This window comes from Pseudovibrio exalbescens DSM 16456 (genome assembly GCF_000422785.1).
Lineage (GTDB): Bacteria > Pseudomonadota > Alphaproteobacteria > Rhizobiales > Stappiaceae > Pseudovibrio > Pseudovibrio exalbescens.
Genome location: NZ_AUGS01000002.1, coordinates 140,740 through 156,111 on the forward strand (window position 1 = coordinate 140,740; position 15,372 = coordinate 156,111).

Annotated in this window: 12 protein-coding genes; 4 read left to right on the forward strand and 8 right to left on the reverse strand. The window is 56.0% G+C overall.

Annotated features, from left to right (window positions below; genetic code table 11):
- Positions 1-191: 191 nt before the first annotated feature.
- Positions 192-1,385, forward strand: coding sequence for a penicillin-binding protein activator (locus G512_RS0103160; protein WP_228130469.1), 1,194 nt, complete (start codon positions 192-194; stop codon positions 1,383-1,385).
- Positions 1,386-1,536: 151 nt separating this feature from the next.
- On the forward strand, positions 1,537-2,748 hold the full coding sequence (gene coaBC / locus G512_RS0103165; protein ID WP_028480446.1) for a bifunctional phosphopantothenoylcysteine decarboxylase/phosphopantothenate--cysteine ligase CoaBC: 1,212 nt from the start codon (positions 1,537-1,539) through the stop codon (positions 2,746-2,748).
- Here the strand turns inward: coaBC and G512_RS19855 are convergent.
- From G512_RS19855 to G512_RS19865, 5 genes are all read right to left on the reverse strand, one after another.
- Positions 2,745-4,403, reverse strand: a complete 1,659-nt coding sequence (locus G512_RS19855) for a GMC family oxidoreductase (protein WP_051268836.1) — start codon at positions 4,401-4,403, stop codon at positions 2,745-2,747. The two genes, coaBC and G512_RS19855, sit on opposite strands and share 4 nt — an antisense overlap.
- A 116-nt stretch (positions 4,404-4,519) precedes the next feature.
- Positions 4,520-5,014 (reverse strand): MmcB family DNA repair protein, encoded by a 495-nt coding sequence (locus G512_RS0103175; RefSeq protein ID WP_028480447.1) that lies wholly within the window; start codon positions 5,012-5,014, stop codon positions 4,520-4,522.
- Positions 5,014-5,766, reverse strand: coding sequence for a glutathione S-transferase (locus G512_RS19860; protein WP_051268838.1), 753 nt, complete (start codon positions 5,764-5,766; stop codon positions 5,014-5,016). The genes G512_RS0103175 and G512_RS19860 overlap by 1 nt, the downstream gene beginning before the upstream one ends.
- Before the next feature lie 90 nt (positions 5,767-5,856).
- Entirely contained in the window at positions 5,857-6,894 is a 1,038-nt protein-coding gene (locus G512_RS0103185; protein ID WP_073833140.1) for an alpha/beta hydrolase family protein, read from the reverse strand.
- Positions 6,895-6,950: 56 nt separating this feature from the next.
- The gene (locus G512_RS19865) at positions 6,951-8,453 is read right to left on the reverse strand and encodes a DEAD/DEAH box helicase (protein ID WP_073833105.1); all 1,503 of its coding nucleotides are present in this window, start codon (positions 8,451-8,453) and stop codon (positions 6,951-6,953) included.
- Between the two features lie 294 nt (positions 8,454-8,747).
- Between G512_RS19865 and G512_RS0103195 the strand changes: the two genes are divergently transcribed.
- Positions 8,748-9,080, forward strand: a complete 333-nt coding sequence (locus G512_RS0103195; RefSeq protein ID WP_178378247.1) for an ArsR/SmtB family transcription factor — start codon at positions 8,748-8,750, stop codon at positions 9,078-9,080.
- Positions 9,081-9,101: 21 nt separating this feature from the next.
- Here G512_RS0103195 and G512_RS0103200 read toward each other — a convergent pair whose 3' ends face one another.
- The gene (locus G512_RS0103200) at positions 9,102-11,111 is read right to left on the reverse strand and encodes a bifunctional DedA family/phosphatase PAP2 family protein (RefSeq protein WP_028480451.1); all 2,010 of its coding nucleotides are present in this window, start codon (positions 11,109-11,111) and stop codon (positions 9,102-9,104) included.
- 296 nt (positions 11,112-11,407) lie between these two features.
- Between G512_RS0103200 and pap the strand changes: the two genes are divergently transcribed.
- Positions 11,408-12,886 (forward strand): polyphosphate:AMP phosphotransferase, encoded by a 1,479-nt coding sequence (gene pap, locus G512_RS0103205; protein ID WP_028480452.1) that lies wholly within the window; start codon positions 11,408-11,410, stop codon positions 12,884-12,886.
- Positions 12,887-12,888: 2 nt separating this feature from the next.
- On the opposite strand, the gene G512_RS0103210 is transcribed toward pap, so the two are convergent.
- Both G512_RS0103210 and G512_RS0103215 read right to left on the reverse strand, forming a co-directional pair.
- Positions 12,889-14,064, reverse strand: a complete 1,176-nt coding sequence (locus G512_RS0103210; protein ID WP_028480453.1) for an NAD(P)/FAD-dependent oxidoreductase — start codon at positions 14,062-14,064, stop codon at positions 12,889-12,891.
- A gap of 97 nt (positions 14,065-14,161) precedes the next feature.
- Complete coding sequence (locus tag G512_RS0103215; protein ID WP_028480454.1) at positions 14,162-15,361, reverse strand: acyl-CoA dehydrogenase; 1,200 nt, start codon at positions 15,359-15,361, stop codon at positions 14,162-14,164.
- Positions 15,362-15,372: the final 11 nt, after the last annotated feature.

Consider the following 15,372-nt stretch of genomic DNA (forward strand, 5'->3'; position numbering starts at 1 on the left):
TTTCACGATTTCATAGAGGCACAAAATGCCGAGTTTCGCAAAAAAGACCCGATTTGTGTGTAGCTGAAGCTGTAATTGCGTCTTATCTTCTGCAAAAATCAAGAGTGGATTTGGTCGGTTACGGGCAACGGGCCAGAGGAATAAATGGGGATTTTATGAGCGCTTTGCAAAACGCGTCTCGGGGTCATTTCTTGAAAAGAACTCTGCAAGTCGTTGGTTTGGGGATTACCGCGGTCTTGGCAGGGTGTATGGCGGGCCCCAACTACTCGAATGTTTACGGGCCGTCGACCTCACCGTTCGAGGCCGATACGCCGCCACAAGTCAGTGGTGAAGTCATCGGCTCCGGTGCAGTCCGTGTCGGATTGTTGTTGCCGATGTCTGGCGACGGGCAAACAGCCGGTTCCGTGGCAACCTTGTTCAAGAACTCGGCTCAGATGGCGCTGAATGATTTTCAGGGGGCGGATATCCAGCTTCTGGTCAAGGATACCGGCGGGACTTTTGAAGGCGGTCAGGCCGCAGCCAGTGCAGCCATTGCAGAAGGCGCAGAATTGATCCTCGGTCCCGTGTTTGCACAAGCCGTTGAGGGCGCAAGCTCTGTGGCCCGCAGCTCCGGGATCCCCGTTGTTGGCTTTTCAAGTGATACCAGCGTGGCGGGCAACGGGACCTACTTGTTGAGCTACCTCCCGGAATCCGACGTGAACCGGATCGTTTCCTATGCGGCCAATCAGGAACGGCGCTCCTTTGCCGCGTTGCTGCCCAATAACTCCTACGGAGCTGTTGCAGAGGCCACATTCCGCCAAGCCGTCGGTCGCACCAACGGGCGCATTGTGATGGTTGAGCGCTACAAGCCAGGCGATGCCAGTGATATTCGCAGCAAGGTGACCAACCTTGGCCGGTCTATTGGTCAGGTTGATACACTGTTCATCCCCGAGGGAGGCGGTGTGCCCCCGTTTGCCATGCAGGTACTCACCGAAAACGCTGCCAATATCGGCGAACTCAAGCTGATCGGCAGTGGTCAGTGGAACACACCCGAGGTGTTGCAGTCGCCGGTGATGGTAGGTAGCTGGTTCCCCGGGCCTGACAACCGCAGTTTCGACCAGTTCAGTCAGCGCTATACCTCCGCTTTCGGGCAGCCGCCTGCGCGCAACGCATCTTTGGCATATGACGCGACGATTCTGGCTGCAGGTCTGGTTCGCTCCGCCGGTCCGGATCGGTTCACAGATCGTGTGCTGACCAACAAGGACGGCTTCTTGGGCATTGATGGTGTGTTCCGCTTTACCTCCGCGGGCATGAGCGAGCGCGGTTTGGCGGTCTATGCCGTCACCAGTCAAGGCAAGGCCGAACCGGTGGCCGCTGCGCCAAGGTCTTTCGCGCCGCAGTTCTAGACCGTGCCAGCACAGCGTGTTTAAAAATCGCCCCGTCGGCTTTGTGCTGGCGGGGTTTTTTGTTCAGGTCCGTTGAACTCTTGAGTGCATTCCCGGGGAAATACCGCTAGGAATATGCCCAGTAGGTCTACAAGAGGCAGGGAGCGGCTTGATGCTTTCGGGTAAACGCATTCTTTTGATCATCACGGGCGGGATCGCCTGTTACAAGTCACTGGATCTGATCCGGCGGCTTCAGGAGCGCGGGGCTACGGTACGCGCCGTGATGACGGAAGGGGCGCAGCAATTCATTACACCGCTTTCCGTCGGGGCGCTGACAGGTGGCAAAGTGTTTACGGATCTGTTCGACCGGGAGGCAGAGCACGATGTGGGGCACATTCGCCTGTCTCGTGAAGCAGATCTGATCGTTGTGGCTCCGGCGACTGCCAATATCATGGCCAAAATGGCAGGTGGCCACGCCGATGATCTGGCGTCCTGCGTTTTGCTTGCAACGGACAAGCCAGTGCTTTTGGCACCCGCCATGAACTCGCGCATGTGGTCTCATCAAGCCACTCAACGAAATCTGAAGGTTTTGAAAGCTGATGGGATTTTGACAGTGGGCCCGAATGCTGGGGAAATGGCCGAAAAAGGCGAAGCGGGTTACGGTCGTATGTCGGAACCATTGGAAATCGCCGATGCGATTGTTGCGCACTTCACCCCCAGTGAAGCGCCCCTGAAGGGAAAGCGGATCGTCATCACGTCCGGCCCGACCCATGAAGCGATTGATCCGGTGCGCTACATTGCCAACCGGTCCTCTGGGCGTCAGGGACACGCCATAGCGGCGGCGGCTGCACAAGCTGGCGCGGATGTGACGCTGGTATCAGGTCCAGTCTCGATCCCGGATCCAAAGGGCGTCAAGGTGGTTCGCGTTGAGAGCGCGCGGGAAATGCAGGCGGCTGTTGAACAATCTCTACCATGTGATGTGGCGATCATGGCCGCGGCAGTAGCGGATTGGCGTGTGGCATCGGATGCGGCCAAGAAAATCAAGAAGGATGGATCAGGCAAGGTGCCGGCGCTCCAGTTCGTGGAGAACCCGGATATTCTGGCGGGGGTCGGAAATCATACGCGATTGCGTCCACGCCTTGTCATCGGATTTGCAGCCGAAACGCATGACCTGATTGAGAACGCACAGGGCAAGTTGAAGCGCAAAGGCGCTGACTGGATTGTGGCCAATGACGTTAGCCCGGAGAATAATGTGATGGGCGGAACCGAAAACACCGTCCGCATTGTGACAGCAGACGGTGTTGAGGACTGGCCCAAGATGGGCAAGGAGGCCGTGGCCGAACAATTGGTGGCGCGGATCGCAAACCGTTTGTCTCAAGATTAGGCGCTGTGTTCGGTTATGACCTCGGTCGGGGCACGGTCAAGGGCCGCTGCGGGGCGGGCGCGTATCATGTCCGCCGCCTTTTCGGCGATCATGATGGTGGGCGCATTGGTATTGCCTGAAATCAGGTGTGGCATGATGGAGGCGTCAACGACCCGTAGCCCGGTAATCCCATGCACCTTCAGGTCTGGACCCACAACCGACATTTCACCTTGCCCCATGCGGCAGGTGCCAACGGGGTGATAGATCGTTTCTGCGCGGGCCCTGATTTCCGCTCGCAACCCCTCGTCCGTGCGTTCTATGGAGCGCAATGGCCGGTGTCGGTACGGTTCAAAAGCGGGATCCTCCAGTATGTCCAAGGTTTTGCGAAGCCCTGACACCAGTGTGTCCAAATCTTCAGGCTCGGACAGGTAATTGGGATCAATCCGGGGTGGAGCCAGTGGATCGTTGCTGTTCAGGCCAACTTCCCCGCGTGATTTTGGACGCAACAAGCAGACGTGACAGCCAAATCCGGTGCCATAGTGCAGCCGGCGCGCATGTTCGTCGACGATGGAGACAACAAAATGATGTTGCAGATCCGGGCGTTCCACGTCCGGGCGTGACTTGAAAAAGGCGCCACCTTCTGCTGCCGGCGTTGCGATCATGCCACTGCCGTCCTTGCGCCAGCGTCGCATTTCACCAAGCAAGCGGAGGACTGGTCGTACCCCTAGCCCGACCAGATCAAGGCTTTTGGATTTATAGCTCACGGTATAGTCGAGGTGGTCTTGAAGGTTCTTTCCCACACCTGGTAGATGATGCCTTACGTCGATACCGTGTTCCTGCAGTTCAGGTCCGTTGCCGATGCCGGACAACATGAGCAGGTGCGGCGACTGGAAGGCGCCCGCGCTTAACAGCACCTCGCGTTTTGCCGAAACAGTTTTTGTTTTGCGTCCCTGCTTGTACTCGACACCGATTGCGCGCTTTTCTTCAAAAGGAACGCGCTGGGCCTGTGCGCCAGTGACGATATGAAGGTTGGGTCGGTCACGAACCGGATGCAGATACGCTGCTGCAGCGGAACAGCGCTCGCCGCGCTTCGCGTCATCATGAAACTGCGTGACCTGATAGAGGCTCACTCCCTCTTGTTGAGGGCCGTTGAAGTCCAGCGTCGCGGGGATTTGATGGGCTGTGCAGGCGTCAATATAAGCCTGTGAGATGGCACGAGGGCTGCGCTGGTTGGCGACATGCAGCGGCCCAGAGTCGCCATGCCATTCATCCGCGCCTCGCTCGTTTTTTTCCGAGCCGAGAAAATAGGGCAACACATCGGCAAAACTCCAACCGGGACAGCCATCCTCCGCCCAACCGTCATAGTCTTCAGGCTGACCTCGTACATACAGCATGGCGTTGATTGCACTGGACCCTCCCAATGCCTTGCCGCGGGGTTGAAACAAGCGCCGATTATTCAGGTTGACCTGCGGCTCGGTCATGAAAGCCCAGTTGTTAATCGCAAGTGGCTTGCCCGGCACCATGGCGATTATGCCGAGCGGCGCGCGCACCAGAATGGAGTTTCCCTGCCCTCCTGCCTCCAAAAGGCACACCGTGACATCAGGATCTTCGGATAGTCGCGCAGCCAAGACGCTGCCGGCGGAACCGCCGCCAACAATAACGTAATCGAAATTCATAGGTCCTCCTCCCGATGTGACCGGCACGCCTCGCAAGCCGTTCTGGTCACCGTTCAAGTGTGGCCTATGGTTTCCGCCGGGGCAAGGTGGCTGCAGATGAGACTTAAGCCGAGCTTTCAGAAGGTTGGATCACAATCCGGATCAAGAATTTTATGTAGTCGGTGCGCTGCTGCTTGCGCAAAGCGAATAGTGACAGCTTTCCGTCTGGCCGCGGCCATCTTGTCAATTGGCGCCTCACGTATGATTTCGGCTCCGTAATCATCTGCCAGAATGAACCCCGCATCCGCAGGGAAGATGTCCATTGGCACACTAGATGAACTGGCAAAAAACAGCCGATCACAAAAGCTTCGATAGTCTGGCCATTTCATGTCGCTACGAAAATCGGCAAGGGAGGATTTGATCTCCACAATCCATATTTCGCCCTGCGGGGTCAGGCCGACAAGGTCGGCCCGTCGCCCGGACGCCAGCGTCAGCTCGGACACCACAGCCAGACCAAGCCGTCGCAAGTGCCGCATGGTTCCGCGCTGAATGGCCAGCGCCTGAGCGGACTGACGCCCATCTTCCAACGGATCTTCCAGTCGTATGCGATTGGAAGAAGGTGGCACAGCCATTAGCTACCGCCTTGCGGGTTGCACTTTAAACCTTCCGTATCGAGCATGAGACGGATGGATTTTTCAATTTCTCCGCCACAGTACACCTTACCAAGGCGGGTGTGTTGTTGTTGCAAAAGCCCCTCAATCTGGGGGATTTGAACGACACGTTGGGTCAATGCGGAAATCAGAGGAGCCTCTTGTTGCAGCAAGTCCGAAAACCCGGGTAGTGTTTCGCACATTGGATGCCAAAGAGCAGCTGTCGCCAAGTCCGCAAGGCTCAGCGACGGAGTGCCCAGTAACGTGCCGGCGTTTTTGCTCAGGCCGTGTCGCCTACCCAGTTCTTCGAAAATCTGCATCCAGCGTGGCAGGCGTTTCCCGCTAAAGTCAGCCCATCCCACGGGGCTCCACATTGCCTCACCGCAGTTGCAGGTCAGTTCTTCAAGAACATCCCCGCAATCTCCCAGAACCTTGTCTGTAAGCGCCGCCAAAACGGGATCATCCGGCATCAGACCGTGTTTGCGGCCCAGATAGCCCATGATGGCTTGAAGTTGGTTCACATGGAAATTGTGTTCCCGGTCGCACAGCAGTGGCGGTGCCATAAAAGGCACTGGTTGCTCTGGGCAGGGCAACATTTTCAGTTCCGCGATCGTGTCGGGGTCCGTTTCTTCCTCCCATGTGATCTCCAGATAGGCAAGGACAAAACGGATGAAATGTCCCCTGAACGGAACTGGCCAATAATAGAGTTTGTAGGGGGCTTGTGCGGTGGTCATGGCACTCAACTCAATGTGACAGGCAGGGAATGAACAAACGCGAACGCAACCATCCTAGGCACCTTAAGGCGAGACGCAAGCCTGTAGATCTTAGCTGAGACTGACCGAGAGAGCTGCCGCCGTTTCCCGCACCCTCTCACAAACTGGATAGCGGGCAACAAGCGCGTTCAAAGATTGCACGGCGTCGTCCAAGCGGTCTGCGCGCCGCAGTATGTCGATTTCCAGCAGTGGAAAGGATTTTCGCCACCGCTTCGGGCAGCTGCGCAATTCCGTGTCTGTTCCAAAGAGCTGTTGCCAATAGTCCAATACAGCCAGTGCGCTCTCGAAGGTTCCGATACGGGCCTTCGCTTCAGCCCATAGAAGGGCGTGACCCGGGTGGCGATAGGCTAGCTTTTCCTGCGAGTTCTCTTTAATTTTGCCGGGTAATAAAGTTGGATCCTGGAGGGATTGGCCCAGTTGCACAAACATTTCGAGATCGCTGCGACCCATCTCGCATGAAATGTTTTTCTCTTTTAAAATCAATTCAATATCTCGATTGAAGGATTTTATTATCCGCCTAACTATATTGATTGTATAGAGATGGTCGTGACTGGAATGTGGGGATTTGAGGCCATAAACGTTCAGGTGCTCATGTGGCGGCAAGCGCCTAATCATGTCATAGCCATATGCATCCACCCAATCGTATAGCCCAAAAAACACATGAGTTCGAAATGGCAGGTCCTGCGCCAATAACCGGGTGACATCCGGTGCCTGATGAGGGCGCTGCCCCAGAGCCTCCAAACTTTGAGTTCCCGGCCCCCCAATATCAAGCTCGGGCCCGAAGGCATAGATTTCACCATCCTGCCGGCGCAGGCCGGTGATCAAGGCGCCATAGGCACCCATTGAGGCACCATAGTAAATCAGGCGCGAGGGTTTGACGTCATGCTGTGCGGTATCGATCAGCCGATCAATGGCCGCCTCTTGATCCAGGTACCAGCCACTTCCCACATGATTGACAAACAGGCAGGCATGTTGCGTACCAGCGAACAGTCGTTCCAATCCGAACTTGCCGCTTGGGATCCGGGCGTGCGAGAAAACCACCACCAAGGTGGTGGAGTTTCGCGGTGGTTGAAAACGATGCTCCAACATCACGGCCAATCTCGGCTATACCGCGAACCCATCATTTCTCAATTCCGTTCGTGCGCCTACTTGCGCTTCAGATAACCCACTTTGCCTGCGGCTGCCGGAGTCGGCTTGCCAGCTGGCCGTGGTGTTTTACGCTTGGCGGTTGCAGCCTTGGGCTGCGCTTTTTGCGCCTTGGGCGTGTTAGCGGTTGGCTTGCCGCCAGTCTTGGCACCGGTTGCCAGCGCCTGTGGCGACTGGCTCGCCTGCTTGGGCCCTCGCCGCCGATTTGTCTTGGCTTCTGCCGGAGCTTTTGCGCCTGGTTGTTGTTTTCTGGCGGCACTCGGGCGCCCTTTTGGGGCACTGCGCGAAGGGCCTTTGCCACGACCGGACACCGCTGCACGGCCCTTGCGCAGCGATTTGGGTTCTGCCGTGGACGGGAAAAACTCGTATCCATCCAGAACCGCAATGTCTTGACGGGTCAGGCGCTCGATGCTCTTCAAGATCCCTCGTTCTTCAGGGATGACAAAGGAAACGGCCCGTCCTTCCTTTCCGGCTCGCGCCGTACGTCCAATGCGGTGCACGTAGTTGTCGTCCACGTTCGGCATGTCATAGTTCACCACAACGCTGACGTCGGAAACATCAATACCGCGCGCGGCGATATCTGTGGCCACCAGCACCTTCAGCTTGCCGCGCTTGAACGCATCCATCGTTTTCTGGCGCTGGTTCTGACTCTTGTTGCCATGGATCGCCTCGGCATAGACTTCATTGGCAGTCAAGAACCTGGCTACCTTGTTGGCCCGATGCTTGGTTCGGGTGAAAACGATTACCCGTGAAACCTCCTTGGGAGCCAACAACTCCAGCAACAACGCGCCTTTCTTCGTCTCTTCCAGATGCGCAACCTTTTGATCCACGGTCTCCACCGTGGTCGCCGGAGGCGCGACGCTGACTTCTTGCGGATCGGTCAGGAACGCATCTGCCAATGCCGCGATTTCTTTCGGCATGGTAGCGGAGAAGAAAAGGGATTGCCGCTTCTCCGGCAACAGGGCCGCCAGTTCCTTCAGGACATGGATAAAGCCCATGTCCATCATCTGATCTGCCTCATCAAGGACGAAGATTTCAAGGTCATCAAAATGCACCGCATTTCGGCGATGCAAGTCCATCAACCGGCCGGGTGTCGCTACGAGCACATCTAGCCCCCGTTGCAGGTCTCGAATCTGCCGCTGCATGGGCACGCCGCCCACCACGCAGGCAATGTTCATGGGCAGGCGCCCGGCATAGCCTTTCATGGCGGTGGTGATCTGGTCTGCAAGTTCGCGGGTCGGGGCCAACACAAGAGAACGAACCCCGCGCGGTGATGCGCGGAACCGGCTTTCGTTGAGCCTTTGTATCAGAGGCAACGAAAACGCTGCGGTTTTCCCAGTGCCCGTTTGTGCGAGGCCGAGCAGATCATGGCCTTCAAGCACAATCGGGATTGCTTGGCGCTGGATCGGAGTAGGTTCTCCGTAGTTTTTGTTTTCCAAAGCCAGCAGGAGCGGCTTGGACAAGCCAAGACCTTCAAAAGAATTCAAACTGTGTACTTTCATTTGGCAGCCCGGCGGTGCCTTATGCACGCCTCAACTGCGGGGATAATGCGATCAGGAATTGAAACACATGGGTTGCGCATCACCAATCGGACCTCCCATACGTAGGATAGTCTTGTATTTGGTATTGTTCTATGGTGCCATTCCATAAATAGCGCGCAAGACCCTTTTCACCGCTGTGATGTTTCGATAACTAGCAAAAGTCAAGATATTTGTGTGATTGAGGTTTATCAGGGCCCAACGTGTCGCCCTCACACAACAGCAAGGATCAAGGAAGAGCAGACGCCCGTGCAGAACATGGATATAGAACAACTGGAACACAAAGCAGAGCAAGCCGCCGGGCTACTTTCGTCAATGGCGCATACCAAGCGCTTGATGGTTCTCTGCCGTTTGTTGCAGGGCGAATGCGCGGTGGGTGAACTGGCAACGGCTGTGGGGCTCAGCCAATCGGCACTCAGCCAACACCTTGCCAAGATGCGTGCTGCCGAACTGGTCACGACCCGGCGCAGCGCGCAGACCATTTATTACTCGCTTGCCAGCGATGAAGTGGCTGCCGTTCTGGAAACGCTGTATGGTCTTTACTGTGCACCGACAGAGCCTGTGAGCGAAGACGAAAAACTGCAAGCCTGACGCTGAACAAACCAGGCTTGCTCAGGGTTTGGGTCCGGCCAGCACAACGTTCTCCCCGTTGACGCGCACTTTCAGGGTAGCGCCTTCAAGCCCCGCAAAGGGATGTAGCGCGGCGGGTTTGTCATCATCGCTTTTCAAGCCTGAGAACTCACCAAAGGGACGAACCGCTTGTTCTTCCAGTGTCGCCCCGACATAAAGCGGGCTTGTGGCATCACCATCGCCTTTCAGCTGGAACTTGGTTTCCCAAAGCCAGAAGACATAACGATGATCATCATCACTTTGATAGATCATGGTTAGGATAGGCAGACGGCCTGCGTTGGTGTGCGGCACGGGTGGCAAGTCTCCCGCTGGAGTTTCGCCTTTCAAGTAACCAGTGGCGGATTTCACATCCCATTTCGGGGCGGGCTGCCATCCCTTGTTTTCAAGGAAGCCTTGTATTTCCTGCGGTGTGCCTGACCATTGCAGCGCCAAAGGCTCTTCAAAGTCTCCGACCAGATTGATCCGCTTTGCGGGAATATTGCGCCACCCATACGCATACCACTGGCTGTAGTCCATGATGGTGATCGTGGAACGTGGCTTGTACATGCGTGCTGCGTTTTCAAACCCATAACTGACATGATAGGTGGAAACGGCTGCAAGCACCGCCATGCTCAGCCCGGCAAGAGCCCCGCGCCCCACCTTTTCATTGTGAATGTGGCCGAAGACAAAGGCGAAGGTTGCCACCAGACACGCGCCGAACAACAGCCCGGCCAGTACGTCGGAGAGCCAGTGCGCGCCCAGATAAATTCGGGAAAAGCCCATAAAAATGGAATAGACGGCTGCCAGCGAATACAGTGCGGCCTTGAAGCGTCCGCTCCGCTCGTGCGCGATCAGGACAACGAGAATGCCCATGAGTACCGCTGTGACGGTGGTGTGGCCCGATGGGAAAGAAAAGGAATCGGCACCGGAATAAAGATCAATCGGACGGTCGCGCCCCACCAGTGACTTGATGATTACAACAAAAAGCGCAGAGCTGCTGAGCGCGATGATGAAGCCGGTTGCGCGTCGCCAGGCTTTTCGGGAGTACAGGTAAAGCCCCACCGCTACCGCGACAGACGTTGTCACAATGCCATCGCCCATCATGGTAAAGCCGATCATGAGTTGGTCAAGCTTCGGGGTGCGCGCGGCTTCCAAAAACGTGCGAATGGCCAGGTCCGCGCGCGCCATGGTTTTTTCCGGTGCAATCGCTTGGGTGAACCAAAAAAATGCCGGCAGTGTGATCAGGAGCAGGAGCGCCGATAACAGCATGCCCACGGACTGAGGATTGTCAGGATCATAGGTGCGCGCAATCCACTGGGAGAACCTGTCTGGACGGCGGGCAAACCAACGCATCATGATGCCATGCGTGCCGCCAAAAATCGGCAGGATGATCAGTATGACCCAGCGAATGACGACGATGACGATGAAAACCGCCAGACACAGCGCACCGAGAATGATGGACATGCGCGTGTCGATTTCACCCAGAGCCGACAACGCCGAACCGGCCATGACACCGGGAACAAGATGAACGGCTGCCCAAGCGAAGGCCGACATGACATTGAAAAACGAAAAGCGGGCGAAATTCATGTCCGCCATTCCGGCAATGCCCGGCACGACAGACTTTACGCCGGGCACAAAGCGGCCAATAAAAATGCTTTTGCCCCCGTGGCGGGCAAAAAAGTCCTCTCCTCGTTGGACCATTTGCGGATACTTGTTGAGCGGCCAATTACGCCGCAGTTGATCCTTGAAGCAATAGCCCACCCAGTAGGAAATCGCGTCGCCCGCGATCGCGCCAGCTGTGGTCCAGATGAAGATCGGCCAAAACTCCAGATTGCCGAGACCAATCAGCGTGCCGGCACCAACAAGGACAACCGTGCTGGGAAAGAACAGACCCACCAGGAACAACGCTTCGCCCATGGCAACAAAAAAGCATATGAACCCGGCCAAAGACGGGTTGGCGCCAATGAAGTCGACAATCTGCTGCAGGTACTGGGTGACTAGGTCAGTGCTCACGGAGCGTTCTCAATATCTATTTGTTTCAGGAGTTTAAGTATCGGAGTTGGACGTCCCGATCAACGCTGGAGTGTCCACTACCTGATTTAACGTCAATTTGAAGCATAGCGGAGAATGGGCAGTGGCCCATCACGTTTCAAGGCAGGTCGCGGGATCACGGGTGCTTTTCATAGTTGGCTCATTTTTAACAACTGGATGTTATAGTAGGTTTTGAAAAACAACGTGTTCTTTCTTTGTCAGAAGCCGTTGATCGCGTTAGTATTTCACTGTTTACCATCCAAAGTTGGATAAGTCTCATGTTTCAGTCTGCCGCTCTTGATCAGTCCATCAGCAAGGAAGAGTTCGAAAAGCGGGTACCAAAGCTGCGTGCCGACCTGCTTGAGATGCAGCATACACTTCAGGAGACAAGGGACTTTTCGACCATCATCATTGTGGGTGGCCTTGATGGGTCGGGGAAAGGGGCTGCGATCGCGCGTCTGTTTGAATGGATGGATAATCGCTACCTGATCTGCAATGCCTATGAGAGCAAACCAACAGAGGAAGAGCGGCTGCGTCCAAGGTTCTGGCGTTTCTGGCGTGACCTTCCTGCGCGTGGTGAAACCGCGATCGTGTTTGGCTCTTGGTATCAGCGGCCAATGCGCCGGGCGGTCAAAGGAAAACTGGACAACGACGCTTTCGAACGTGAGCTGGCAACCATCAACCGTTTCGAGCGGATGCTGGCCTATGAAAATGTGTTGTTGCTGAAGTTCTGGTTCACGCTGCCGGAAAAGGAGCAGAAGAAGCGTCTTGAAGCGGTGGCGGCCTCCAAACACAAGGCTCGGCATTATCTTGAAGAATGGACGGGTCTCGAGCATCGCCAGAAAGCGCAAATCGCCGGTGAGAAAGTGGCCTTGCACACCAGTACCGGCTTCGCGCCCTGGATCGTCATTCCGGCCGCAGATCCCGACTACCGAGATCTTTCGGTGGGCGAAACGGTGCTGGCGGCCATGAAAAAGCGCCATGAACAACGAGACATGGCACCGGTTTCCGCGCCTGCCGTTGTCAGCGGCATCACCAAGACCTCGGCGGTGGATGCCATTGATCTGACGGAAACGCTTTCCAAGAGTGACTACAAACAACAGGTTGCGCATTGGCAAGGACGCCTGGCGGAGCTGACAGACCACAAGCGCTTCCAGAAATTATCTATGGTCTCAGTATTTCAGGGCAATGATGCAGCGGGCAAAGGGGGCTCTATCCGCCGTGTGACTCAGGCGCTGGATCCTCGCAATTACAAGGTCTATCCCATCTCCGCTCCTTCTGATGAGGAAAAGAACCGCCCTTACCTATGGCGGTTTTGGCGCCGTATTCCGAAAAAGGGTCATATCGCGATTTTTGATCGCTCTTGGTACGAGCGTGTTCTTGTGGAGCGCGTTGAAGGTTTTTGTTCCGAAGCCGATTGGTTGCGGGCCTATAACGAGATCAACTCCTTCGAAGCGGAATTGGCTCATTTTGGAATTGTGATCTGCAAGTTCTGGCTGGCCATATCTGAAGATGAGCAACTCCGGCGTTTCAAGGCTCGGGAAGAGGTCGCCTATAAGAACTACAAGATAACCGAGGAAGACTGGCGCAATCGCTTGAAGTGGAATGACTATGCAATTGCTGCAGGCGATATGGTGGATCGAACGTCAACCCGATATGCGCCATGGACACTGGTTTCCTCGCAGGACAAGCGTCATGCCCGCGTCAAGGTGCTGGAGACACATTGCAAGGCGCTGGAAAAGGCCATGTTCGGGTGACGTCACACGACATTGACTTCCCTCAAGGGTTGGTTGTCATAAAACCGATCCAGTCCCAAGGGGCCAAGGTCCAGCGTTTCGTAACGACCGCCCACAATGTGTTCTGAAAGGCCGCGCCCTACAGCCGGCGATTGCTGGAGACCATGGCCTGAAAACCCAAGCGCCAGGTAAAACCCATCCAACCCACTGACAGGGCCGATGAACGCGTTGTGGTCAAAAAGGTTCATGTCGTAGTGGCCGGCCCACGCCGCGCCCGCCTTTATTGCCTCGAACTTCGGGATGCGATTGGCCAGAGTTGGCCAGAGAAAATCCTCGAAAAAAGTGTGGTCCACCTCAAAATCGGTGCAATCCGGGTCTTCAAACGGTGCACTGCCACAGATGAACTGGCTCCCTTCCGGCCGGACATAGGCACCTGTCGGGTCAATGAGCAGTGGCAGACCCTCGATCCGATCACGGCACTCGAAGGTGAAGATCATGCGCTTCTTGCAGTGAACAGGCAGATCAAGGCCAACCTGAGCGCACAGAGTTGCGCCACCTGATGCGCCGGCTGCGTTGACTACCTTGTCGGCGAGCACAATCTCGCCACTGGTTAGTTCAATGTGCCATCCATCTTCTCGCCGCTGCAAGCGTGTTACCGCCTGGTTCTTGTAGGGGACGCCCAAGGATCGGGCTTTTCGGCGAAAGGCTTGCATCAATCCATAGCCATCAAACCACCCCTCGCCGCTCAGGCCGTGACATCCGGCGACCAGATCCTCCGTGTTCAACCATGGAAATTTTTCTTGCAGTGCGGGGCGATCAAGAAAGGCGATATCCGCGCCGAGTTGGGTCTGCAGGCGATGGTTTTGTTCCAGAATGGTTCGGGTTTTGTCATTGGCAAGGAAAAGATAGCCGCCTTCATTGAGGTCTATCTGCGGCACCTCTCCATCAATCGACAAATGTTCGCCAATGGCACGCAAAAACTGGATTCCATGAATGGAAATCTCGACGTTGATTGGCGCAGAGAATTGTTGGCGGATTGACGCGGCAGAAAGGGCGGACGCGCAGCGCTGGTAACTCGTATCCTTTTCAATCACCATCACACGTCCGTCAAAGCCGTCGTGGGCGGCCAGATGATAGGCGATGGACGATCCCATAACAGCACCGCCGATGATGGCGACATCTACGTGTTCTCTTGCCATGAAATCCACCTGACAATTTTGGCGCGTTTTGCCTGAGAAAAGGATTTGAAAAACAAAAGCCCCCCGCAAAACAGAATCGCGAGGGGCGTAGCGTTGATTAGAAGAATGCCTGCAGGCCGGTTTGTGCACGTCCGAGGATCAGGGCGTGAACGTCGTGCGTACCTTCGTAGGTGTTTACCGTCTCCAGGTTCTGGGCATGACGCATGACCATGTATTCTTCCTGAATGCCATTGCCGCCGTGCATGTCCCGAGCCATGCGGGCAATATCAAGCGCCTTGCCACAGTTGTTGCGCTTTACAAGAGAAATCATCTCTGGCGAGGCCTGTCCGGCATCAAACAGGCGCCCTGCCCGCAACGAACCTTGAAGCCCAAGCGCAATCTCAGTTTGCATATCGGCCAGCTTCTTTTGAAACAGCTGCGTTTGGGCCAGTGGTCTGTTGAATTGCTTGCGGTCGAGGCCGTATTGCCGCGCGCGCATCCAGCAGTCCTCGGCAGCGCCCATCGCGCCCCATGAGATGCCGTAGCGCGCGCGATTCAGGCAGCCGAAGGGGCCCTTGAGACCGGAAACGTTGGGCAGCAAGGCGTCTTCGCCGACCTCAACGCCGTCCATTACGATTTCTCCGGTAATTGACGCGCGCAAGGAGAGCTTGCCACCAACCTTGGGTGCCGACAGCCCCTTCATTCCCTTTTCGAGAACAAAGCCACGTATCTTGTTGTCATGAGCTTCAGACTTCGCCCACACAACAAACACGTCGGCAATGGGTGAGTTCGAGATCCACATCTTGGAGCCCGTCAGGCGATACCCACCGTCGATTTTCTCTGCCCGGGTGCGCATGCCGGCGGGATCGGACCCGGCGTCTGGCTCTGTCAGGCCAAAACAGCCGACAAACTCCCCGCTGGCCAGTTTGGGCAGATACCTCTTGCGTTGCTCCTCGGAGCCATAGGCGTAGATCGGATACATCACCAGAGAAGATTGCACGCTCATCATGGAGCGATAGCCGCTGTCGATGCGCTCTACTTCTCGCGCAACGAGGCCATATGCCACATAGGAAGCGCCGGCACCGCCATACTCTTCCGGCAGCGTGACGCCCAGCAATCCTTGAGCGCCCATTTCGTTGAAAATAGCCCGATCGGTTTTTTCCTCGCGATAAGCTTCGATCACGCGCGGGAGCAGATTTTCCTGCGCATAAGCATGTGCGCTTTCCATGATCAGGATTTCATCTTCTTGAAGCTGATCGCGCAATTGAAACGGGTCTGCCCAGTTGAACTGACCACCGCCAGTTGGATCGCTACTCATGTTTATTCTTC